The organism is Streptomyces sp. XY431, from assembly GCF_001279805.1.
GTDB lineage: Bacteria > Actinomycetota > Actinomycetes > Streptomycetales > Streptomycetaceae > Kitasatospora > Kitasatospora purpeofusca.
The window spans coordinates 1-22,229 of the sequence record NZ_LGDO01000021.1 but is presented as its reverse complement, the minus strand read 5'-3'; the positions used below and the strand labels follow the sequence as shown (position 1 = coordinate 22,229).

The window sequence follows — 22,229 nt, the reverse complement described above, 5'->3', positions numbered from 1 at the left end:
GGCGGGGGCGGCGGGTAGCCGCCCTGCTGCGGGTAGCCCTGCGGGGGGTACGGCTGCTGGCCCTGCTGGGGGTAGCCCTGCGGCGGGTAGCCGGGCGGCGGGGCGGCGGGGTAGCCGGGCTGGGTCGGCTGGCCGTACGGGGACTGGCCGTACGGGTCCTGGGGCTGCCCGTACGGGGGCTGCGGCGGGTAGGACATCAGAGCTTCTCCTCGCTCGCCTGCACGTACACCGTGCCGTGCCCGGACAGCTCCAGCTGGAACGCCTCGCCGGAGCCGCGGCCGATCATGTCGCGCCACCCCAGCGCGGTCGACAGCTTGTTCTGGACCTGGCCGCGGTGCGCGACATAGGCCTGCGGGTCGACGTGCACCGGCTGCTGCGGGGTGATCGGCAGCTCGAAGACGCCGCCGTGCGCCATCACCGCGACCGCGCCGTGGCCGTCCAGCTTGGTGGTGAACAGGCCCTGGCCGGTCACCTGGCCGCGGACCATGCCCATCACACCGCCCTGCGAGCCCATGAACATGGTGGACTGCTGCAGCGAGCCCTCGAAGGCGAGCAGCCGGTCGGCCTCGACGTACAGGGTGTCGCCGGTCAGGTCGATCACCTGCACATGGTGGCCGCCGTGGCCGAACATCACGGTGCCCTGGCCCTCGACGGTCATCAGCGGGGTGTCCTCGTTGGCCACCCGGCGGCCGATCATCGACATGACGCCGCCCTGGCCGCCGGTGATGTTCGGCGTGAACCGCACCTCGCCGGTGTACGCGAGCATCGCGCCGCGCTGGCTGAACAGCCGCTGGCCCGGCACGACCCGGGCCTCGATCATCTTGTTGTTGAGCTTCGTGAACGCCATCAGACGTCGCCCCCGACGGTCAGCTTCTCGGAGGGCTGCACATAGACCAGCCCCTCGCCGGTGAACTCCACCTGGACGGCCTCGCCGCCGCCCTCGCCGATGAAGGTGCTCCAGCCGGCGCCGGACTTGATGGAGCGGTTGAGGTTGCCGGTGTGCGCCACGTAGGCGCCGGGGTCGACCCGCAGCGGCATGCCCTGGGACACCCGGAGGATGATCGCCGGCCCCTTGGAAGTGACGGCGGCCCAGCCGTGCCCCTCGACCTTGGTCGTGAACAGGCCGTTGCCGGAGGAGACGCCGTTCAGGCCGGTGAAGCTGGTGCCGGTCTTGAGCGTGCCCTCGGTGCAGAGCAGATTGTCGGACTCGACGTAGAGCGTCTCGCCGTTCAGCCGCACCAGGTTGATCTCGGTGGCCTGGTCGGCGAAGTAGCAGGTGCCCTGTCCTTTCACCTCCATGACCGTCATCTGCTCGCCGGTGAGCCGACGGGTCACCATGCCGCGGATGCCGTCACCACCACCGCTGAGCTTCTTGAAGTTCATCTGGCCGGTGTACGCGACCATCGAACCGTTCTTGGCCTTCACGAGGTCGCCGGTCATGTCGACGGCGAGCGTCTTGGACCCCTGGAGTCGAAACTGTGCCACGGCCGCAATGTAGCGGTCGACGGCCCGGGCGGGGGAGGGGGAGGCCGGGTTCTGGTACGCGTCCGGTACAAAGCGGCCGCCCGGACTCCGGTCCCCGCACCCCGGGGGCGGGGTCGGACATGTGCTCGGTGATAATGGGGCGGATGCTTGTGAGCCGGTTCACAAGCGATCTCCGAGCCCCCGTATCGAGGTACCCATCGTGAACAGCAGCGCCGTCCACCGCCTGCGCCTGGTCTCCGGCCCCGAAGGGGTCTCCTTCCTGCTCCTGCTGCTGTGCTCGGTGCTCAAGCGCACCACCAGCTTCAACGGCGTGCCGGTGATGGGCATGGTCCACGGGATCCTGTTCATCCTCTACGTGGTCTTCTGGATCATGGCCTGGCAGTCGCAGAAGTGGGACGTCAAGCGCGGCGCCGTGCTGTTCGTCCTGTCGGTACTGCCCGGCGGCGGCTTCGTGGCCGAGCGGATGCTCGCCAAGGAGGAGCGCGCCGGGGCCGCGGCCGCGGTGCCGGCCGCGGCCTGACCGGGCCCGCGCGAGCCCTTCCGCCGCCCGACCCCTCCCGGCTCCTCCCGACGCCGACAGGCTGCCGGGGCCCCCTCTCCCAGTGGGCCCCGGCAGCCTGTCGCTTTTCCGGGAGTGGTCCGGTCCCGACTAGTTGACGTTCACCGCGCTCCAGGCCGCGGCCACCGTGTTGTACTCCACGCTGCCCGCGCCGTAGAGGTCCTTGGCGGCGTTCAGGGTGCCGGTGCGGGCGGCCTTGTAGTTGGTGCTGGAGGTGAAGTAGGTCGTCAGCGCGCGGTACCAGATCGCGGCGGCCTTGTCGCGGCCGATGCCGGTGATCGTCGAGCCGTTGGAGGTCGGGCTGTTGTAGGCGACACCGTTGATGGTCTTCGCGCCGCTGCCCTCGGCCAGCAGGTAGAAGAAGTGGTTGGCGACACCCGAGGAGTAGTGGACGTCGATGCTGCCGATCCCGGAGTACCAGGAGTCCTTGGACGAGCCGTCCTTGGAGGGCTTGTCCATGTAGCGCAGCGGCTTGCCGTTGCCGAAGATGTTGATCTTCTCGCCGATCAGGTAGTCCGGCACGTCCGAGGGCAGGTTGGCGTACCACTCGACCATGGTGCCGAAGATGTCCGAGGTGGCCTCGTTGAGGCCGCCGGACTCGCCGGAGTAGGTGAGGTTGGCGGTCGCCGCCGTGACACCGTGGCTCATCTCGTGGCCGGCCACGTCGATGGCGGTCAGCGGGTTGACGTTGTTGGCGCCGTCGCCGTAGGTCATGCAGAAGCAGGAGTCCTGCCAGAAGGCGTTGACGTAGGCGTTGCCGTAGTGCACCCGGTTGCTGGCGCCGACACCGTTGTTCTTGATGCCGTTCCGGTTGAACTTGGCCTTGTAGTAGTCCCAGGTCGCGCCGGTGCCGAACTGCGCGTCGACCGCGGCGGACTGGGTGTCCGAGGCGCTGCCGTTGCCCCAGCTGTTGTCCGCGTCGGTGTACAGCGCGTTGCCGCTCTTGGCGTTGCCGGTCCACTGGTTGCCGCGGGACGGGTCCTTGAGCTGGTAGGTGGAGCCGCTCTGGGTGGTGGTCAGGGTCACCGTCCCGACGTGCACGCCCTTGCCGGTGCCGGTGGCGGTCTGCACCTCCTCGTGGGTGGAGAGCAGCTGACCGGTGGCGGCGTCCGTGACCAGTCGCTGGCTGCTCGGGGTGCCGTCGGCGCGCTCGCCGTGGACCACGGTCTGGTACGCCAGCCGCGGGCTGCCGTCGCCCGCCCAGACCACCAGGGTCGGGCTGCCGGCGCCGTCGACCCGGGTGACCGGGGACGCGTCCTCGTCGGCCGGGGCGATGCCGACGGTGGCCCGGACCGAGTCGACGGCCTGGGTGGAGGCGGCGTCGGCGGAGAGCTTCGGGGTGAGGCTCGGCAGCGAGATCCGGCCGTCGAAGGCCCGGTCCACCGAGGCGACGGTGCCGTTCGCCTTCTGGTGCACGATGAGGTCGCCGCCCAGGACCGGCAGGCCGGCGTAGGTCCGGTCGTAGCGCAGGTGGCGGGTGCCGTTGGCGTCCACGATCGCGTCCTTGACGACCAGCTGCTCCTGGCCGCCGAGGGCGAGGGCCTTCGCCACCGGCGCGGCCTGCTGGCCGGCCAGGGCGATGATCGCCTCGCGCTGCTGGACGGGGGCGGCCTGGGCGGGGGCGGCGGCGACCTGGATGGCGCCGGCCAGAAGTGCGGAGGCGGAGAGTACGGCGCCGGCTGTCAGCTTTCGCTTCACGTACGGGTTCCTTCCACGAAACCGCGGGTGCGCGGTCACGCCGCGTACCGGGGCGCCGGGGTTGGCGCCGTGGGGCGGTAGGGCGTTGACGTGCTGCTCCGTGCGGCCTGACGGTCCGTCGGTGGGTGGGGCGACGGACGTCCGGACGGGGCTTGGGCAGAAGCATGACAATTCAGTCCGTCGAACAACAGGGAGCCACCGGGTATTGGCCAGGTTCCGCCACGGCCCGAACGGGTGGTGGCTGTGCGACGGTTGTGCCGGTTGTCCGCTTTCGTCCGCTGGCGGGATCCCGCCAGCGGCGGCCCTTGTCGGCCTCCGCCGGTCTTGCTACGCGGGCGGGAGAAGGGCGGACGTGCAGGAGAGAAGGGCGGACGTGCGGGAGAAAAAGGACGGACGTCCGGGGCCTCCCCTCCCAGTGAGGGCCCCGGACGTCCGTCGGACCGCGCGTCAGTTGACGTTGACGCCGCTCCACGCGGCCGCGACCGCGTTGTACTCGGTGCTGCCGGCGCCGTAGAGGTCCTGGGCGGCGCTCAGGGTGCCGGTACGGGCGGCCTTGTAGTTGGTGGTCGAGGTGAAGTAGACCGTCAGCGCGCGGTACCAGATCGCCGCGGCCTTGTCGCGGCCGATGCCGGTGAGCGTCGAGCCGTTGGAGGTCGGGCTGTTGTAGGCGACACCGTTGATGGTCTTCGCGCCGCTGCCCTCGGCCAGCAGGTAGAAGAAGTGGTTGCCGACGCCCGAGGAGTAGTGGACGTCCAGGCTGCCGACGCCCGACGACCAGGAGTCGGCCGAGCCGCCGTCCTTGGAGGGCTTGTCCATGTAGCGCAGCGGCGTGCCGTCGCCGTTGATGTCGATCTCCTCGCCGATCAGGTAGTCCGGCACGTCCGAGGGGAGGTTGGCGGAGAACTCGACCATGGTGCCGAAGATGTCCGAGGTGGCCTCGTTCAGGCCGCCGGACTCGCCCGAGTAGTTCAGGCCGGCGGTGGCCGAGGTGACGCCGTGGGTCATCTCGTGACCCGCGACGTCCAGCTCGGTCAGCGGGTTCACGTTGCCGGCACCGTCGCCGTACGTCATGCAGAAGCAGGAGTCGTTCCAGAACGCGTTGACGTAGTTCTTGCCGTAGTGGACCCGGCTGGTGGCGCCGACGCCGTTGTTCTTGATGCCGCTGCGGCCGAAGCTGTTCTTGTAGTAGTCCCAGGTGGCCGCCGCGCCGAACTGCGCGTCCACCGCGGCCGACTGGCGGTTGGCGGCGGTGCCGTCGCCCCACGCGTTGTCGGTGTCGGTGAACAGCGTGCCCGAGCCGGAGGTCCGGTTCTTGAGGTCGCTGGTGGACTGACCGCCACGGGAGGCGTCCTTCAGCGAGTAGCCGCCGCTCGCGGTGGAGGTGGTCAGCGGGACGCTGCCGACGAAGACGCCCTTGCCGGTGCCGGTGGCGGTCTGCACCTGCTCGTGGCTGGAGAGCACCTGGCCGGTGGCGGCGTCGGTGACCAGCAGCTGGCTGCTCGGGGTGCCGTCGGCGCGCACGCCCTCGACGGTGGTCCGGTACGCCAGCCGCGGGTTGCCGTCGGCGGCCCAGACGACCAGCTGGGCGGCGCCGGCCTGGTGCACCTCGGCGAGCGGGGACTCGTCCTTGTCGGCGGCGATGCCGACGGTGGACTGCACCGCGCCGGAGGCCTGGGCGGCGGCCTTGTCGGCCGGGATCTTCGGGGTCAGGCTCGGCACCGCGATCTGTGCGGTGACGGCCTTGTCCACGGCCTCGACGGCGCCGCCGGCGGCCTGGTGCACGACCAGGTCGCCGCCCAGCACCGGGAGTCCGGCGTAGGTGCGCTCGAAGCGGAGGTGGCGGGTGCCGTCGGCGTCCACCACGGCGTCCTTGGCCACCAGGGTCTCCTTGCCGCCGAGGCCGAGCGCCTTGGTCAGCGGCCCGGCCTCGCCGTTCGCCAGGGCGATCAGGCCGGCGCGGTGCTCGGCGGCCTGGGCCTGGACCGAGGGGGTGGGCGTGGCCTGGGCGGCGGTGCTCACCTGGATGACGCCGGTGAGGAGGGCGGTGGCGGAGAGTACGGCGCCGGCTGCGAGCGATCGCTTCACGTACAGGTCCTTCCGGAAAACCGCGTGTGCGCGGTCGCGCCTCGCTCCGGGGTGCCGGGGTTGGCACCTGAGGGGCGGAACGGGCGCTGACGGGCTGCTCCGTGCGGTCCACGGTGGTCACCGGTGAGTGGGGCGGTGGCCACCGGACGGGGCTGGCCGAAAGCATGACAATCCAACAAGTGAAATGACAGGTCTTGTTCATGGATTGGCCAGGTCTCGCCAATGCGGCGGAACGTGAACAGAGTGAGGAATGGGGTGAATCCCCCGGCCCCGCCACGGGTTCCGGCCCGAACCGACGCCCGGTAGCGGCGCGGATGCCGTCCGCGGGCCGCCCGGAGCCCGCCCGCCCCGGCCGACGGAACGGTTGGTACCCGTTCACACCCCCGCAACGTGCTGGTACGGACCTGACGGACCCGCTGGCGTGATCCCGCCACGTGTTGCGCTTGTCCATCCCTCAGGACACCTGGTAGCAGCGGCCGCTCCCGCCGGTACGGTTGGGAGGTGGCCAAGCCCCTCGCACTCGACTTCGACCCGATCGCCCGTGCCGACGAGCTGTGGACCCGCCGCTGGGGAGCCGTCCCCGCGATGGCGGCGATCACCTCGATCATGCGGGCCCACCAGATCCTGCTCTCCCGTGTGGACGCGGTGCTCAAGCCGTACGGGCTGACCTTCGCCCGCTACGAGGCGCTGGTCCTGCTCACCTTCAGCCGGACCGGGGAGCTGTCGCTCTCCAAGATCGGCGAGCGCCTGATGGTCCACCCGACCAGCGTCACCAACACCGTCGACCGCCTGGAGCGGGCCGGGCTGGTCGCCCGCCGCCCCAATCCGCTGGACGGCCGGGGCGTGCTCGCCACGATCACCGACCGGGGGCGCGAGGTCGTCGAGGGGGCCACCGGGGAGCTGATGGCGATGGACTTCGGCCTGGAGGAGTTCGACGGCGCGCAGTGCCGCGAGGTGTTCGACCTGCTGCGCCCGCTGCGGGTGGCGGCCGGCGACTTCGCCGAGCTGCCGGGCGAGGGGCCTGCGCCGGGCGGGGCGTGAGGGCGGCTACCCTCGTGGGAGCGGTGCGCGGATCAGGACGTACCCCCCGATGCTGACTGGCGAGGCGATGTAGAGATGAAGGCGACCCCCCTGCTGGGCTGGTACCGCGCCCTGGCCGTTGCGACCGGTGTGGCGCTGCTGGTCTTCTGCGGTTTCATGGTCGCGAAGTACGGCTTCCACGCGGCCGAGGACGTGACCACCTACGTCGCGATGCTGCACGGATACCTCTACATCGGGTACTTCGTGGTGACCTTCCTGCTCGGCCAGAAGCTCAAGTGGCCGCTGGGGCGGATGGTCTTCTTCCTGGCCGCCGGCTGCATCCCGTTCGCCTCCTTCGTCGCCGAGCGCAAGGTGGTCGCCGAGGCCGCCGCCGGGTCGTCCGCCGCCGACGCCGCCCGCCAGCCGGCCGGCGTCTGAGCGACGCCGCCGCCGGCCGCCGCGCCGAGGCCGTCGAGGCCGCCGAGGCCGCCGAGGGCGCTCTTCCCCGTCCGGGGGAGGGCGCCCTTTCGCATGCTCCCGGTGCACTTGGCCGGGTGTCCGTCGACAAATAGTAGGACGTCCGAGTAAATTGGTAGGACGTCCTAATAGCTGTGCCGCCCGTTGGTGTGGCGGCCGTACGGAGCGGAGTTCGGGGTCATGGACGCCGAGGAGATCGAGCGCGGACGGCAGCGCTGGCAGCAGCGGTACGACAGCGCCCGCAAGCGGGACGCGGACTTCACCACCCTCTCCGGGGACGAGGTCGAGCCGGTCTACGGCCCGGCCCCCGGGCAGGCCGTCGAGGGCTTCGAGCGGATCGGCTGGCCCGGGGAGTACCCGTACACCCGCGGCCTGCACGCGACCGGCTACCGGGGCCGGACGTGGACCATCCGCCAGTTCGCCGGCTTCGGCAACGCCGAGCAGACCAACGAGCGCTACCGGATGATCCTGGAGGCGGGCGGCGGCGGCCTCTCGGTGGCCTTCGACATGCCCACCCTGATGGGTTACGACTCGGACGACGCGCGTTCGCTCGGCGAGGTCGGCCACTGCGGCGTGGCGATCGACTCGGCCGCCGACATGGAGGTGCTGTTCCGCGGCATCCCGCTCGGCGAGGTCACCACCTCGATGACGATCAGCGGCCCGGCGGTGCCGATCTTCTGCATGTACCTGGTGGCCGCCGAGCGGCAGGGCGTCGACCCGGCCGTGCTCAACGGCACCCTGCAGACCGACATCTTCAAGGAGTACATCGCCCAGAAGGAGTGGCTCTTCGCCCCCGAGCCGCACCTGCGCCTGATCGGCGACCTGATGGCCCACTGCGCCGAGGGCATCCCGGCCTACAAGCCGCTGTCGGTCTCCGGCTACCACATCCGCGAGGCCGGGGCGACGGCCGCGCAGGAGCTCGCGTACACGCTGGCCGACGGCTTCGCCTACGTCGAGCTGGGCCTCTCCCGGGGCCTGGACGTGGACGTCTTCGCGCCCGGCCTGTCGTTCTTCTTCGACGCGCACCTCGACTTCTTCGAGGAGATCGCCAAGTTCCGCGCCGCCCGGCGGATCTGGGCCCGCTGGATGCGCGAGCGGTTCGGCGCCAAGACCGACAAGGCCCAGTGGCTGCGGTTCCACACCCAGACCGCCGGTGTCTCGCTCACCGCGCAGCAGCCGTACAACAACGTGGTCCGCACCGCGGTCGAGGCGCTCTCGGCGGTGCTCGGCGGCACCAACTCGCTGCACACCAACGCCCTGGACGAGACCCTGGCGCTGCCCTCCGAGCAGGCCGCCGAGATCGCCCTGCGCACCCAGCAGGTGCTGATGGAGGAGACCGGCATCACCAATGTGGCCGACCCGCTGGGCGGTTCCTGGTACGTCGAGGCGATGACCGACCGGATCGAGCAGCAGGCCGAGGAGATCTTCCGGAAGATCCTGGACAAGGGCCGGGAGGACCACCCGATCGGTCAGATCACCTCCGGCATCCTGCGCGGGATCGAGGACGGCTGGTTCACCGGTGAGATCGCCGAGGCGGCCTTCCAGTACCAGCAGTCGGTGGAGAAGGGCGAGAAGCGGGTCGTCGGCGTCAACTGCCACCCGCGCAGCGTCACCCCCGAGCTGGAGATCCTCCGGGTCAGCCACGAGGTGGAGCGGGAGCAGGTCCGGGTGCTGGGCGCCCGTCGGGCGGCCAGGGACGAGGCCGCGGTCCGGGCCGGGCTGGACGCGATGCTGGCCGCCGCGCGGTCCGGCGCGTCGATGATCCCGCCGATGCTGGACGCGGTGCGCGCCGAGGCGACCCTCGGCGAGATCTGCAACGCCCTGCGCGAGGAGTGGGGCATCTACCGGGAGACCGCGCGCTTCTAGGCCGGGTGAACGGTCGGGCCGTCCGGTGCCCTGCGGCGCCGGACGGCCCTTCGGCGTGCCCGCGGCCGCCCTCGGTCGTCCTCAGTCGCCGAGCAGGCTCGGGAACGGGCCGAGCAGCAGGCCGGTGAACCGGCGGGTCCACTCCGGGGTGATCGGCTCGCCGCTGACCAGCACCCGGTGCTCGACCGTCCCGGCGATGGTGTCGAAGATGATGTCGATCTCCTCGCGGGCGGTGGCCTCGTCGCAGTCCGGGGCCAGCTCGCCCCGGGTCTGGGCGGCGGACCGGCCCTGCCGGACCAGCCGCTTCTGCGGATCGACGATCGCCTCCCGGATCCGCCGCCGCAGCTGGCGGTCGCGGGTGCCCTCGGCGAACAGGGCGAGCAGCGCGGCCTGGGTCTCCGGGCGGGCCAGCAGATCGGCGAACTGGGTCACCACCGCCTCGATGTCGGCCCGCAGGCTGCCGAGGTCGGGCATCACCAGCTCGTCGAAGAGGCTCGCGACGGCGTCGACCACCAGCTCGTTCTTGGACGGCCAGCGCCGGTACAGGGTGGTCTTGGCGACCCCGGCCCTGGTCGCGACATGGCCCATGGTCAGTCCGCCCCAGCCGAGTTCGGCGAGGGCCTCGCGGGTGGCGTCCAGGATGGCGCGGTCGGCGGCGGCGCTGCGCGGCCGCCCCTTGGCCCGCGCGGTGCCCCCTTCGGGGGTCTCCGGGGAGCGGGCGGGGGTCGGGAGCCCGGGGCCCCGAGGGGCGTCCTGGGGGGCCTCGGCCGGGCGGACCTCGTGGGGCGGGGTCGCGGGGGGCTGGGGGGCCGGCACCGGGCCTCCTTGCGATTTACCGGTAAGTAACTTGGGTGGGACCGGTAACGGTAGCGACTCCTCCGCACCCAGGTCAGCGGGGGCGCCCGGGAAAGTGGCTCAGCTCACGTCGGGGGACTGCCGATAGGGGTTGCGGCGGGTGGCCCCGATCCAGTTACGCTACGACTCGTAGCGAAAGCGACGACCAGGCGCCGTGTCCCCGTGGGACGGGAGCGGCGCGGGCGCGGATGGGGATCCGCGCCGAACGGTTCAGGCTACTCGGAGGCGGGTCCGCCACCTCGGGAATCGGTACCGCGCAGCCCGCGCGGGGCGTTTTCCGGGAGGTTGGTGCCCGCCGGCGGCGCGAGCGGGGGAGGATAGTGCCATGCAGCCACGGAATTCTCGTCTCAACAGTGCCGCCCTGCGTGGCGCGGTCGACCTCGCCGCAGTGAAGGCAGCCGGCGAGGCTGCCCAGAAGGCCGAGCAGGCAAGGGCCGAGCGGGCCCGCCAGTCGGCCGCCGCCGAGGAGGCCGGGGTCGCCCCGGCCGGGGCCGGCTACGAGCTCGTCATCGACGTCACCGAGGACACCTTCGAGACCGAGGTCGTCCAGCGGTCCACCGAGGTGCCGGTGGTCGTCGACTTCTGGGCCGAGTGGTGCGGGCCCTGCAAGCAGCTCAGCCCGATCCTGGAGCGCCTGGCCGAGGAGTACGCCGGCCGGATCGTGCTCGCCAAGATCGACGTGGACGCCAACCAGCTGATCGCCCAGCAGTTCGGCATCCAGGGCATCCCGGCCGTGATGGCCGTGGTGGCCGGCCAGTTGGTGCCGCTGTTCCAGGGTGCCGAGAACGAGGCCAACGTCCGCAAGGTGCTGGACCAGCTGATCCTGGTCGCCGAGCAGCGCTTCGGCATCGTCGGCGGAGCGGGCGCTCCGGCCGAGGGCGTCGAGGCCGCCGCACCGCAGCGGCCGGAGGACCCGGCGCTCTCCGCCGCCCACGACGCGCTGGACCGGGGCGACCTGGCGGGCGCCGTCCAGGCCTACAAGAACGTGCTGGTCGAGCAGCCGGGCAATACCGAGGCCCGGCTCGGCCTGGCTCAGGCGCAGCTGCTGCACCGGGTCGAGGGGCTGGACCCGCAGGCGGTCAGGGCGGCCGCGGCCGCCGACCCCAAGGACGTCGCGGCCCAGCTGGGGGCGGCCGACCTGGACCTGGTCGGCGGGCATGTCGAGGACGCCTTCGGCCGACTGGTGGTGACGGTCGGCAAGACCTTCGGCGAGGACCGGGACGCGGTCCGGCTGCGGCTGCTGGAGCTGTTCGAGGTGATCGGCACCGAGGACCCGCGGGTCACCGCGGCGCGTCAGGCGCTGGCCCGGGTGCTGTTCTGAGCCCGTGTTCGAACGGGCTGCCCGCGCCCGGCCGGTGACACGGCGGATGACCTGCGGTGCCGCCTGGTGATTTGGCGACAATCCGGTCATCGCGGCTGAGGTTTACCAAATCTTGACAACACCCGTGGACGGTCACGACATGTGACCGTCCACGGGTGTTTCGCTGATGTTTCCGAGGGATTTCGCCCTCACGAATCCTCCATTTCGTCACTCTGCGTGCTTTCCCGGCCGATTCCATGATCGTTTCGGCTCGTATGGGATTACCCGTCAGTAATGCGACCTCTTGTGCTCAGCCCGGGATTCGAGCAGCATCGGCACGCCCGGTCCCCACGATTCGACCTCCGCCGGCAGCCGGTCGGCGGGCCCGACGTAGGGGATCCCCACCGGGCTGCCGACGGCCCCGCCGCCGGCGAGAAGGCAGGGGGGTATCCGCTCCCACGGCGGTTCCTGTCCTTCGTAAGGCCGCGCTGCCCGCGCGGTCACTGGTTGTCGCTCGGGGGGATCGCCCGTGTTGCCACGGCGCTCTCCGCTACCGAGGACGTAGCTCTCTCCCATCCCAGGCCCCCATTGACGCGGGACGCGCCACCGGGGAGCCGGAGATGTACGTCCAGAAGGAGGACACGCATGTCCCAGACCCACGGCAAGACCCGCTGGAAGCGCTTCGCCCTGGTGATGGTCCCGAGCATCGCGGCCACCGCGATGGTCGGTGTCTCCATCGCCAACAGCGCGCTCGCGGCGTCGTTCAGCGTCTCCGGCCAGCAGTTCAAGGTGAAGACCACCTACCTGAAGGGCTCGAACTTCGCCCAGTTCGGCGCGGTCGACATCGAGGCCAACGGCACGCCGCACCCGGTCGCCGTCTCGGCCTTCGACGACGCGGAGATCCACAACCTCTGCCAGTCGGTGGTGACCGACCTGTCGAAGCTCGGCCTCGGCAAGATCACCCTCCAGCTGAACGCCGGCAACGACGAGAAGAAGCCGGTCACCGCGCACAACCTGCTGATCGACCTGGAGCAGCTGGACGCCGACGCGACCTTCACGGACATCAACATCGGCCAGGACGCCTCCACCCTCACCGGTTCGGCGACCCAGGGCTGGCACGGCCACCCGGCGCTCGGCGAGGCCGGCAAGAAGCTCCCGAGCGGTGCACTGGGCTTCTCCCAGGCCGCCCGCGAGGCCGTGCTGACCGACGTCAAGCAGACCGCTCGCGCCACCTCGGCCGGCACCTTCGTGCTCAACGGCCTGAGCCTCAAGCTCAAGAGCGGCGACGGCGCGGGCAACGAGTGCTTCTGAGCCCTGGCTGAGGGCGTGCCCACCGGCACGTCCGAGTGAGGGTTCCACGCGGGCCGGGGGCGGCGAACACCGCCCCCGGCCCGACATCACAGTTCTTCCCTCGTAGAGACATCGAGGAGCTGCACCATGTCCAGCGCAACGGCCGAGGCTCGGCCCGAACATCGGAACCTGGTCGGGGCGTTCTGGCGGGGCTTCCGTGACTTCCGCCGCTCCAGGCCCTTCTGGGGCGGCCTGCTGGCCATGATCGCCGGCGTTCCGATCCTGTACTTCCCCTACGCGCACCTGTCGTTGGGCGGCGTGACCATCGCCATGTCGACCACGGCGGGCGCCGGTTCGCTGATCATCGGCGTGCTGCTGATCATTCTCGGGCTCACCGCCTGGTTCCAGCCCGCCGTCCGGATCTTCGCGGGCGTCGCCACCACGCTGCTGACGCTGGTGTCGATCCCGGTCTCCAACCTCGCCGGATTCGGCATGGCGCTGCTGCCGGGGATCATCGGCGGCGGACTGATGATGGCGTGGGCCAAGCTGCCCGAGCCGGCGGTCGCCGCCGGGGCCGGGGCGGCCGAGGGGACGACGGCCGAGTCCGTCGCCACCGAGGAGCCCGCCGCCGAGCCCACCGCCGCGCCCGTCGCGGAGGAGCCGGCCGCCGAGGCCGCCCCCGCCGAGCCCGCTGCCGAGCAGCCCGCCGCCGGGGCGAGCGTTCCGGCGCAGCAGGCCGCAGAGCCCAAGGAGGTCCGGTGAGTGACCCGCGCGAGGAGCGTCCCGAGCCGGCGGAGCGCCGTTCGCCCCGGCACGCGGCGCCCCGCACACCCGTGCGGCTCCGGCTGCGCGGCCGGGCGCTGGCGATGGCGGCGGTGCCGACCGCGCTGCTGATGGCCGCCACCTACACGCCGAACGCGGCGATCGCGGAGACCGCGGCCAGCAAGCCGTGCGCCACCGCCCCGGACGCGCCGCCGAAGGTCGCCGAGACGCCGGTGCCCAAGAGCGAGCTGCCGCCGCCGATCCCGGGCCCGTCCGTCCCGATCCCCGAGGCGCCGGCCACCACCGCGCCCGAGCCGACGGCCGCACCCGGGACCGGGCCGACGACGGCGCCCGCGACGCCGCCGGCCGAGAGCGCTCCGACCGCGCCCGCCACGACCGCCCCGGCGGCCACCACGGCCGCGCCGGAGCCGGCCGCCACCAAGGCCCGCACGACGGGCAGCGGCGGGGTCGTCCAGGCCGGACTCATCGGCGACATCGTCGGCGGCGTCACCGATCTGCTCCACCCGGGCGGCGCGCCGAGCCCGACGGCCACCGCGAGCCCGTCCGCCGGGACCCGCGCCGTCGCCCCGGCCGCCCCCGCGCCCACGACGCCGGGCACCGCGCCGTCCACGGCCCCGGCCACCGGGCCGACGGGCACCCCGGCCGGTTCCGCCGTGCCGACCGCCCCGGGCACCACCGCGCCGGGCACCACGGCTCCGGCCGCCACCGCGCCGACGAGCCCGAAGCCCACCGCGGCGCCCTCGACCGGCGCCCCGGCCACCGGCGGTGCGGCGCCCTCCGCGGCTGCTTCCGCGAAGCCGTCCGGCAAGGCGTCCGCGAAGCCCGCCGCCGGGTCCGCCTCCGCGACGCCGTCCGCCTCGGGCACCCCGTCGAAGGACCCGAACTGCCTGGTCGACACCAAGGCGCTGAGTCCGGCCGGCAAGCCGCCGGACAACCCGATCCTGGTGCCGGACCAGAACTGGACCCTCCAGACCAGCCGGCTCACCCTCAACCACGCGGTGCTGCTGGGCGTGGTCAACGTCCAGACGCCGACCGGCACCAAGCGGGTGCTGAAGTTCGAGGTCGAGACGGTCGACATCGAGAACCTGCACATGACCACGCTGCAGGGGAACGGCAAGACCTTCCATGTGAAGGGCGCGCCGGGCTCGGTCTCGACGATGCGCAAGGGCCCGGTCATCATGTACGTCGAGCGGCTCTCCGGCCACCTGGCCAAGGTGCTCGGCCTGCCGATCCCGATCGACCTGGGCGAGCTGACCCTCACCCCGGACGGGCCGCTGCCGCAGTGGCTGTACGACCTGATCGGCCAGCTCCAGCTGCCGCTGTGGATCGAACTGACCGGGGTCACCGCGATCCAGTCGGGCCAGTTCGGCGGGACCCTGAAGATCCCCGGCATGAAGCTCTACAACGACGACCAGCCGTACCCCGGGGCGGCCTGATCCTCCCGGACCCGCGTACGCCTGTGGGGCGGCCCCTCCGTTCAGGAGGGACCGCCCCACAGGCGTGTTCCGCGCCGCTTACGCGCTGCGGGTGCCCAGGTGGTGGACCTGGACCATGTTGGTGTTGCCGGGGATGCCGGGCGGGGAGCCGGCGGTGACGATGACGGTGTCGCCCTCGTCCAGCTCGCCGATGCGCAGCAGCTCGCCGTCGACCTGGGCCACCATCGCGTCGGTCGAGCCGACCTGCTCGGTGACGTGGGCCTCGACGCCCCAGCTCAGCGAGAGCTGGTTGCGGGTGGCGTTGTCCGGGGTGAACGCGATCACCGGGATCGGCGAACGGTAGCGGGAGAGCCGGCGCGCGGTGTCACCGGACTTGGTGAACGCGACCAGCGCCTTGCCGTTGAGGAAGTCGCCCAGCTCGCACGCGGCACGGGCGATCGAGCCGCCCTGGGTGCGCGGCTTGCGGCCCGGGTTGAGCGGCTGGAGGCCCTGGGAGAGCAGCTCCTCCTCGGCCTTCTCGCAGATCCGGCTCATGGTGCGGACGGTCTCGACCGGGTACTTGCCGACGCTCGACTCGGCGGACAGCATGACCGCGTCGGTGCCGTCCAGGATGGCGTTGGCGACGTCGGAGACCTCGGCGCGGGTGGGGCGCGAGGCGTGGATCATCGACTCCATCATCTGGGTGGCGACGATGACCGGCTTGGCGTTCCGGCGGGCCAGGGTGATCAGCTGCTTCTGGACCAGCGGAACCCGCTCCAGCGGGTACTCGACGGCCAGGTCGCCGCGCGCCACCATGATGGCGTCGAAGGCGAGGACGATCTCCTCCATGGCCTCGACGGCCTGCGGCTTCTCGATCTTGGCGATGACCGGCACCCGGATGCCGACCTCGTCCATGACCGCGTGGACGTCCTTGACGTCCGCGGCGTTGCGGACGAAGGACAGCGCGACCATGTCGACGCCCAGACGGAGGGCGAACCGCAGGTCCTCCTTGTCCTTCTCGGACAGGGCGGGCACGTTGACGGCCGCGCCGGGGAGGTTGATGCCCTTGTTGTTCGAGAGCACGCCGCCCTCGACGACCACGGTCTTCACCCGCGGGCCGTCGACGCTGACGACCTCCAGGGCGATGACGCCGTCGTTGATCAGGACCGGGTCGCCGGGCTTGACGTCGCCGGGCAGGCCCTTGTACGTGGTCCCGCAGATGTGCTGGTCACCGGGGACGTCCTCGGTGGTGATGGTGAACTCGTCGCCGTTGTCGACGGTCACCGGGCCGTTGGCGAAGGTCGCCAGACGGATCTTGGGACCCTGGAGGTCGGCCAGGACGCCGATGGCCTTGCCGGTGTCCTCCGAGACCTGGCGGACCTTGCGGTACCGCTCCTCGTGGTCCGCGTGGGTGCCGTGGCTCATGTTCAGTCGGGCGACGTTCATGCCCGCCTCGACGATGGCCTTCAGCTGTTCGTAGGAGTCCGTCGCGGGACCCAGGGTGCAGACAATTTTCGCTCGGCGCATATCGATCAGTCTATCCGTTCGTGTTATGGGTGCATTCGGCCCGAATGGAAAGGAATCGCCGACGAAGGATTTCGCGGAGCGAGACGACGGAGGGTCAGTTTTCGGCCGATCGGTGCACCAGGGCGAAGGTCTGCCGGGCGATCTCCAGCTCCTCGTCGGTCGGGACGACGGCGACCGCCACCCGGGCGCTGCTCCCGGACGGGAGCAGCGCGGGAGAGATGATCCTCGGCTCGCGCGAGCGTACCGAGTTGAGCTCCGGATCGACGGCGATGCCGAGTTCCTCCAGGTCGGCGGTGACCGCCGCGCGCACCGGCGCGGCGTTCTCCCCGACCCCGGCGGTGAAGGCGATCGCGTCCACCCGGCCGAGGACCGCGTAGTAGCCGCCGATGTACTTGCGCACCCGGTGGACGTACGCGTCGAAGGCCAGCCGCGCGTCCGGGTCGCCGGCGTCCGCGCGGCGCATGATCTCGCGCATGTCGTTGTCGCCGCACAGGCCCAGCAGCCCGCTGCGGCGGTTGAGCAGGTCGTCGATCGCGTCGATCGACAGGCCGCCGACCCGGTGCAGGTGGAAGACCACGCCGGGGTCGATATCACCCGAACGAGTGCCCATCACCAGGCCCTCCAGCGGAGTCAGGCCCATCGAGGTGTCGACGCAGCGCCCGCCGCTCACCGCCGAGGCGGAGGCGCCGTTGCCCAGGTGCAGCACGATCACATTGACCTCGGCCGGGTCCTTGCCGAGCAGCCGCGCGGTGGCCCGCGAGACGTACTGGTGCGAGGTGCCGTGGAAGCCGTAGCGGCGCACCCGGTGCTCGTCGGCCACCGCGCGGTCGATCGCGTACCGGGCGGCGTACTCCGGCATCGAGGCGTGGAAGGCGGTGTCGAAGACGGCCACCTGCGGCAGGTCGGGACGCAGCGCGCGGGCCACCTCGATGCCGGTGATGTTGGCCGGATTGTGCAGCGGCGCCACCGGGATCAGCCGGCGGATCTCCCGCAGCACCTCGTCGGTGATCACGGTCGGCTCGGTGAACCGCAGTCCGCCGTGCACCACCCGGTGGCCGATCGCGGCCAGCTCGGGCGAGTCCAGGCCGAGGCCGTCGGCGGCCAGCTCCTCCGCGACCGCCTTGAGGGCCGCGCCGTGGTCGGGGAAGGCCTGGGCGGTCTCCCGCTCGGCGCCGCCGCGCGCGGTGTGCACCAGCCGTCCGCCGGCCTCGCCGATCCGCTCGACCAGGCCGGAGGCCGGTCGGGCGCCGTCCAGCATGTCGATCAGCTGGTACTTCACCGACGAGGAGCCGGCGTTCAGCACCAGGACCCGGGTACCCTCACTCACCCTTGCTCTCCTTGCGCTCCTGGGACTGGATGGCGGTGATCGCCACCGTGTTGACGATGTCCTGCACCAGCGCGCCGCGCGACAGGTCGTTGACCGGCTTGCGCAGCCCCTGGAGCACCGGCCCGACGGCGACCGCGCCCGCCGAGCGCTGCACCGCCTTGTAGGTGTTGTTGCCGGTGTTGAGGTCCGGGAAGATCAGCACGGTCGCCCGGCCGGCCACCGCCGACCCCGGCAGCTTGGTCGCCGCGACGTACTCGTCCACCGCCGCGTCGTACTGGATCGGACCCTCTACCAGGATGTCCGGGCGCAGCTCGCGGACCAGCTCGGTGGCCTTGCGGACCTTGTCGACGTCCGCCCCGGAGCCGGAGGTGCCGGTCGAGTAGGACAGCATCGCGACCCTCGGCTCGACCCCGAACTGGGCGGCGGTGGCAGCCGACTGGATGGCGATGTCGGCCAGCTGCTGGGCGTCCGGGTCGGGGTTGACCGCGCAGTCGCCGTAGACCAGCACCTTGTCCGCCAGGCACATGAAGAAGACGCTGGAGACGATGGCCGCGCCCGGCGAGGTCTTGATCACCTCGAACGCGGGCCGGATGGTGGCGGCGGTGGAGTGCACCGCGCCGGAGACCATGCCGTCGGCGATGCCCTCCTGGACCATCAGGGTGCCGAAGTAGGAGACGTCGGTGACCACGTCCAGGGCGAGTTCCACGGTCATGCCCTTGTGCGCCCGCAGCTTGGCGTACAGCTCGGCGAACTGGCGGCGCAGCGGGCTGGTGGCCGGGTCGACGATCCGCACCTGGGCGCGGTCGGCCCCGGCGTCCGGCTCCGGCAGCGCGATGCCCAGGCCGGCGGCCTTGCGGCGGACGGCGTCGACCTCGCCGAGCAGGGTGAGGTCGCAGATGTTGCGGCGCAGCAGGATCTCGGCGGCGCGCAGCACCCGGTCCTCGGTGCCCTCCGGCAGCACCACGTGCCGGCGGGCCGCCCTGGCCCGCTCCAGCAGCTCGTGCTCGAACATCATCGGGGTCACCCGCTCGGACCGGCCGACCTCGATCAGGTTGGTCAACTCGGCCGTGTCCACGTGCAGTTCGAACAGGCCGAGGGCTATCTCGGCCTTCCGCGGGCTGGCCGAGGAGAGCTTGCCCTCCAGATGGGTCAGGGCGGCGGCGGTGAGCCAGCTGCCCTCCGGGACGACCGCCACCGGGGTGCCGGGGGCCAGTCGGGCGGCGAGCGCCATCACGTTCGGGCCGGGGTGCTGGCCGAGGGTGAGCAGCACCCCGGCGATCGGCGGGGCACCGGCGGCGTGCGCGGCCAGCGAGCCGATCACCAGATCGGCGCGGTCGCCGGGGGTGACCACCAGCGCCCCCTCGGTCAGCGCGTCCAGGAAGGTCGGCAGCATGGCGCCGCCGAAGACGAAGCCGCGCACGTCCCGGGCGAGGCCGGAGGCGTCGCCGATCAGCACCTCGGCGCCGGTGGCCTCGACCAGCTGGGCGACGGTCGGCGCGGCCAGCGCCGGCTCCTCGGGGATGACGTAGGCGGGGATCGGCAGCTTCTCGGTCAGCTTGCGCTGGACCGGCTGCTTGGCGGCCGGGGCGACCCGGTTGGCGACCATCGCCAGGGTCTCGCAGCCGAGGTCGGTGTACGCCCGGTGGGCGTTGCGGACCTCGGCGATCACCGCGTCCGCGTCCTCGCCGTGCCCGCCGACCACCGGCAGCACGGCGGCGCCGAACTCGTTCGCCAGCCGGGCGTTGAAGGCCAGCTCGTCGGGGATGTTGGTGTCCGCGAAGTCGGTGCCCAGCACCAGCACCGCCTCGCAGCGGCGCTCAAGCGCCCGGAACCGGTCCACCAGCACCGAGACCAGTTCGTCCTGGCCCTGGGCGGCCTGCAGCGCGGCGGCCGCCTCGTAGTCGAGGCCGTAGAGGTCGGCGGCCGGCAGGTCCAGCCGGTAGCGGGCCCGCAGCAGCTCGACCACGTGGTCGGAGCCGGCGGCTCCCTGCGCGGAGGCGTGCACCAGCGGACGGAACACCCCGACCCGGTCCACCTGGCGGGTGAGCAGCTCCATGACCCCGAGCTCCACCGCCTGCCGGCCGTCGCCCCGGTCGATCCCGGTCACGTACACGCTGCGCGCCACGCGGTTCTCTCCGTCCCGTCGTCTCAGGAAGTGGTCATATCGACCATACATTCGCACCGTGAACGCGCGTCGGCGAGCGGAGCGGTCGCAGGGGAGCAAGGGCCGAAGGTCACCAGGGGGAGCGGTCCGGGCCGGCGAGTTCGACGGCGACCCCGGCCGGCCGCTCGGTGAGGGACAGCAGGGTGGTCCGCTTGTCCAGCAGCCACCCGTGCCGGCGGGCCAGCACGAGGTCCGGCCGGGTGCGCCAGCCGTCCGCCGCCAGCCGCTCCCGCAGCCGGCGGGCGACCTCGGCGGCGGGCAGGCCCTCGGTGCTCACCACCGTCAGCTCGCGCAGGCAGGCGTGCAGGCCGCAGTCGCGGTCGGGACCGCTGTCGTGCGCGACGGCGAGGCCGGGCGGCAGCGCCAGCTCGGACCGCTCGGGCGAGAAGGGCTCGTGGACGGCGAGCTGGTAGAGCAGGCCGACCACGAGGCCGAGCAGCGCGTGCGCGGCGGTCAGGGCGATCGCGGCGGTGGTCCGGCCGGTCCCGCCGGCGGGCCGGTGGCCGCGCCGCAGGTGCTCGGCCAGGGCGCCGAGCAGCACGACCAGCCCGGCGGCGAGCGGATAGCCGGCCTGCGACTCCGCGACGGCCCGGCTGTGGAACCACCCGTACTCCAGGCCCACCGGGACGACCGCCAGCGCGGCCAGCACCCCGGCGACCACCGCCCCGACCGCCCTGGTCCGCGCCAGCACCGCCCAGCACACCAGCGGCAGCAGCACGTACCCCCACCCCAGCACCGTCCCCACCGAAGCTTCCCCCGCTCCCCGCCGACGTCCCCGGCGGGGAGCCTAGCCGCGGGGCCGCACGGGCGGGCGGAAGGGAATCCGGCGGGTGCCTGTAACGTCCCCGGCCGTCCGCAGGTCATTCAGGTGTAGGGGAAAACGAGGCAGGGGAGCCCGGCGGATGGCACGAGAGAGTCAGCTACGGACGAAGGCGGGCCGGGACGACGACTTCCGGGCCTTCGCGACGGCGAGGACCCCGCACCTGTACCGCACCGCCTGCCTGCTCGCGGGCGGTGACACCCACCTGGCGGAGGACCTGGTCCAGGAGGCGCTCGGGCGGATCTACGCCCAGTGGCACCGGACCTCCTGGCTCGTTCCGCGCGAGCGGATCGACAATCCGGCCGGCTACGCGCACACCGTGCTGGTCCGGGCCTTCCTGTCGCACCGCAGCCGGCGCAGCAGCGGCGAGCGGCCCGTGGACGCGGTGCCGGACTCCGCCGTCCGGGAGAGCGACCCGGCGCTGCGGCTGGCACTGGTCGACGCGCTCGCCCGGCTCGCGCCGCGCGACCGGGCGGTGCTGGTCCTGCGCTACTGGGAGGACCGCAGCGTCGAGCAGACCGCCGAGGTGCTGCGCCGCAGCCCGGGCGCCGTCCGGACCCAGACCGTCCGGGCGCTCGGCCGGATCCGCGCCGTGCTCGGCGACGACCTGCGCGAACTCGCCGACCACTGAGCTTCCGCGCACCCACGTTCATCATCGACCGACCGACCTGAAACGGTGGTTCAGCATGTCCGCAGACCGGGAGCTTCCCGACACCCAGTACGAGCAGGACTTCTCCGCGGCGATGGCCCGGGCGGGGGAGACCTTCCACACCGAGCCCCTGCCGCTGGTCGACACCGCCTGGTCGTACGGCCGCCGGCTGCGCCGTCGGCGGCGGGCGGCGATGGTGGCCGGCGCCGCCGCGCTGGCCCTGGTCGGCGTCGGCGGGGTGGCCGTGGCCGACCTGCCCGGCGGCGGCACCGGCCGGGTCGCGGCCGCCGGCGCGCCGTCCGCCGGGGCGACCGCGGCGCCGGTGTCCGGCCAGGAGTTCCTCGACCTGTTCACGCCGCTGCTGCCGGCCGGGAACATCGTCAAGGTCGAGGAGGCGCGGGGGACGGAGGACGGTATCCCGCAGCTCAGGCTGACCCACGACGACGGGCACGGCCTGGCGTACTACATGTTCTGGATCACCGGCCCTTCGGTGATTTCCGATGACGCCAAGGGCTGCGCGTATGCCACCGCCCCCGATGTCTGCACCTCCTCCACCACGGCGGACGGATCGCAGCTGGTGGTCTACCAGGCCGCCGGCCGGAGCGGCGATCCGGACGGGTCGAAGACCTGGTCCGCCTCCCTCTACAGCAAGAGCGGGCACCACCTGATGGTCCAGGAATGGAACCGCAATCCGCTGGACCGGGGGTCCGGCATCACCCGGGTCGACCCGCCGATGACGGCCGACCGGATCGCCGAGGTGGCGGCGGACAAGCGCTGGGACAGGGTCGCCGCCGCGATCCCGGATGTCAGTGTTCTCATGTCGCGCTCCGCCGGGACGGGGCAGGAGAAGGACGGCGCCTCACCCTCGCCCGCCCTGCCCTCGCCCACCGGGCCTTCGGCCCCCAAGCC

The 22,229-nt window shown here is 72.2% G+C and carries 18 protein-coding genes and 1 pseudogene; 10 read left to right on the top strand and 9 right to left on the bottom strand.

Features of this window, described 5'->3' with window-relative positions; all coding sequences use genetic code 11:
- Window positions 1–196 precede the first annotated feature (196 nt).
- Both ADK60_RS03815 and ADK60_RS03810 read right to left on the bottom strand, forming a co-directional pair.
- Window positions 197–847, bottom strand: a complete 651-nt coding sequence (locus ADK60_RS03815; protein ID WP_053643242.1) for an AIM24 family protein — start codon at window positions 845–847, stop codon at window positions 197–199.
- Entirely contained in the window at window positions 847–1,485 is a 639-nt protein-coding gene (locus ADK60_RS03810) for an AIM24 family protein (protein ID WP_078879803.1), read from the bottom strand. The genes ADK60_RS03815 and ADK60_RS03810 overlap by 1 nt, the downstream gene beginning before the upstream one ends.
- A gap of 196 nt (window positions 1,486–1,681) precedes the next feature.
- Here ADK60_RS03810 and ADK60_RS03805 point away from each other — a divergent pair, with 196 nt between their 5' ends.
- A complete protein-coding gene (locus ADK60_RS03805; RefSeq protein ID WP_045941605.1) occupies window positions 1,682–2,005 on the top strand; it encodes a DUF3817 domain-containing protein in 324 nt (107 codons plus the stop codon).
- Between the two features lie 129 nt (window positions 2,006–2,134).
- Here the strand turns inward: ADK60_RS03805 and ADK60_RS03800 are convergent, their stop codons facing one another.
- Both ADK60_RS03800 and ADK60_RS03795 read right to left on the bottom strand, forming a co-directional pair.
- Complete coding sequence (locus ADK60_RS03800) at window positions 2,135–3,742, bottom strand: M4 family metallopeptidase (protein WP_053643240.1); 1,608 nt, start codon at window positions 3,740–3,742, stop codon at window positions 2,135–2,137.
- A gap of 447 nt (window positions 3,743–4,189) precedes the next feature.
- On the bottom strand, window positions 4,190–5,827 hold the full coding sequence (locus ADK60_RS03795) for a M4 family metallopeptidase (protein WP_079008028.1): 1,638 nt from the start codon (window positions 5,825–5,827) through the stop codon (window positions 4,190–4,192).
- A 501-nt stretch (window positions 5,828–6,328) separates the two neighbouring features.
- On the opposite strand from ADK60_RS03795, the gene ADK60_RS03790 reads away from it, so the two are divergent.
- From ADK60_RS03790 to icmA, 3 genes are all read left to right on the top strand, one after another.
- Complete coding sequence (locus ADK60_RS03790) at window positions 6,329–6,868, top strand: MarR family winged helix-turn-helix transcriptional regulator (protein WP_045941593.1); 540 nt, start codon at window positions 6,329–6,331, stop codon at window positions 6,866–6,868.
- Between the two features lie 75 nt (window positions 6,869–6,943).
- Window positions 6,944–7,285, top strand: a complete 342-nt coding sequence (locus tag ADK60_RS03785; RefSeq protein WP_045941592.1) for a DUF3817 domain-containing protein — start codon at window positions 6,944–6,946, stop codon at window positions 7,283–7,285.
- Between the two features lie 219 nt (window positions 7,286–7,504).
- Window positions 7,505–9,190, top strand: coding sequence for a coenzyme B12-dependent isobutyryl-CoA mutase large subunit (icmA, locus tag ADK60_RS03780; RefSeq protein WP_045941591.1), 1,686 nt, complete (start codon window positions 7,505–7,507; stop codon window positions 9,188–9,190).
- Window positions 9,191–9,271: 81 nt separating this feature from the next.
- On the opposite strand, the gene ADK60_RS03775 is transcribed toward icmA, so the two are convergent.
- Window positions 9,272–10,006, bottom strand: a complete 735-nt coding sequence (locus tag ADK60_RS03775) for a TetR/AcrR family transcriptional regulator (protein WP_079008027.1) — start codon at window positions 10,004–10,006, stop codon at window positions 9,272–9,274.
- Between the two features lie 364 nt (window positions 10,007–10,370).
- On the opposite strand from ADK60_RS03775, the gene trxA reads away from it, so the two are divergent.
- From trxA to ADK60_RS03755, 4 genes are all read left to right on the top strand, one after another.
- Window positions 10,371–11,366 carry a thioredoxin gene (gene trxA / locus ADK60_RS03770; RefSeq protein ID WP_045941590.1) on the top strand — a complete coding sequence of 332 codons (996 nt, stop codon included), beginning with the start codon at window positions 10,371–10,373 and terminating at the stop codon, window positions 11,364–11,366.
- Between the two features lie 624 nt (window positions 11,367–11,990).
- Complete coding sequence (locus tag ADK60_RS03765) at window positions 11,991–12,656, top strand: DUF6230 family protein (protein ID WP_053643236.1); 666 nt, start codon at window positions 11,991–11,993, stop codon at window positions 12,654–12,656.
- Window positions 12,657–12,782: 126 nt separating this feature from the next.
- Entirely contained in the window at window positions 12,783–13,397 is a 615-nt protein-coding gene (locus tag ADK60_RS44465; RefSeq protein WP_053643234.1) for a DUF6114 domain-containing protein, read from the top strand.
- The gene (locus ADK60_RS03755; RefSeq protein ID WP_053643232.1) at window positions 13,394–14,854 is read left to right on the top strand and encodes a hypothetical protein; all 1,461 of its coding nucleotides are present in this window, start codon (window positions 13,394–13,396) and stop codon (window positions 14,852–14,854) included. The genes ADK60_RS44465 and ADK60_RS03755 overlap by 4 nt, the downstream gene beginning before the upstream one ends.
- A 78-nt stretch (window positions 14,855–14,932) precedes the next feature.
- On the opposite strand, the gene pyk is transcribed toward ADK60_RS03755, so the two are convergent.
- From pyk to ADK60_RS03735, 4 genes are all read right to left on the bottom strand, one after another.
- On the bottom strand, window positions 14,933–16,360 hold the full coding sequence (gene pyk, locus ADK60_RS03750; protein ID WP_045941586.1) for a pyruvate kinase: 1,428 nt from the start codon (window positions 16,358–16,360) through the stop codon (window positions 14,933–14,935).
- A gap of 94 nt (window positions 16,361–16,454) precedes the next feature.
- Window positions 16,455–17,687: an acetate/propionate family kinase gene (locus tag ADK60_RS03745; protein WP_053643230.1), complete on the bottom strand. Its 1,233-nt coding sequence runs from the start codon at window positions 17,685–17,687 to the stop codon at window positions 16,455–16,457.
- Window positions 17,680–19,812, bottom strand: coding sequence for a phosphate acetyltransferase (gene pta, locus ADK60_RS03740; protein WP_053643228.1), 2,133 nt, complete (start codon window positions 19,810–19,812; stop codon window positions 17,680–17,682). Before pta ends, ADK60_RS03745 begins: the two co-directional genes overlap by 8 nt.
- Window positions 19,813–19,921: 109 nt before the next feature.
- A complete protein-coding gene (locus tag ADK60_RS03735) occupies window positions 19,922–20,596 on the bottom strand; it encodes a hypothetical protein (protein WP_053643225.1) in 675 nt (224 codons plus the stop codon).
- 157 nt (window positions 20,597–20,753) lie between these two features.
- On the opposite strand from ADK60_RS03735, the gene ADK60_RS03730 reads away from it, so the two are divergent.
- Both ADK60_RS03730 and ADK60_RS44460 read left to right on the top strand, forming a co-directional pair.
- The gene (locus tag ADK60_RS03730) at window positions 20,754–21,302 is read left to right on the top strand and encodes a SigE family RNA polymerase sigma factor (RefSeq protein ID WP_053643223.1); all 549 of its coding nucleotides are present in this window, start codon (window positions 20,754–20,756) and stop codon (window positions 21,300–21,302) included.
- Between the two features lie 55 nt (window positions 21,303–21,357).
- Window positions 21,358–22,229 (top strand): annotated as a pseudogene (locus tag ADK60_RS44460) (hypothetical protein); the annotation flags it as partial.

What these genes read in the sequence shown, in the direction of transcription:
- ADK60_RS03815 (WP_053643242.1), bottom strand. Translation starts at nt 847, where the DNA reads ATGGCGTTCACGAAGCTCAACAACAAGATGATCGAGGCCCGGGTCGTG.
- ADK60_RS03785 (WP_045941592.1), top strand. Translation starts at nt 6,944, where the DNA reads ATGAAGGCGACCCCCCTGCTGGGCTGGTACCGCGCCCTGGCCGTTGCG.
- icmA (WP_045941591.1), top strand. Translation starts at nt 7,505, where the DNA reads ATGGACGCCGAGGAGATCGAGCGCGGACGGCAGCGCTGGCAGCAGCGG.
- trxA (WP_045941590.1), top strand. Translation starts at nt 10,371, where the DNA reads ATGCAGCCACGGAATTCTCGTCTCAACAGTGCCGCCCTGCGTGGCGCG.
- ADK60_RS03765 (WP_053643236.1), top strand. Translation starts at nt 11,991, where the DNA reads ATGTCCCAGACCCACGGCAAGACCCGCTGGAAGCGCTTCGCCCTGGTG.
- ADK60_RS44465 (WP_053643234.1), top strand. Translation starts at nt 12,783, where the DNA reads ATGTCCAGCGCAACGGCCGAGGCTCGGCCCGAACATCGGAACCTGGTC.
- pyk (WP_045941586.1), bottom strand. Translation starts at nt 16,360, where the DNA reads ATGCGCCGAGCGAAAATTGTCTGCACCCTGGGTCCCGCGACGGACTCC.
- ADK60_RS03730 (WP_053643223.1), top strand. Translation starts at nt 20,754, where the DNA reads ATGGCACGAGAGAGTCAGCTACGGACGAAGGCGGGCCGGGACGACGAC.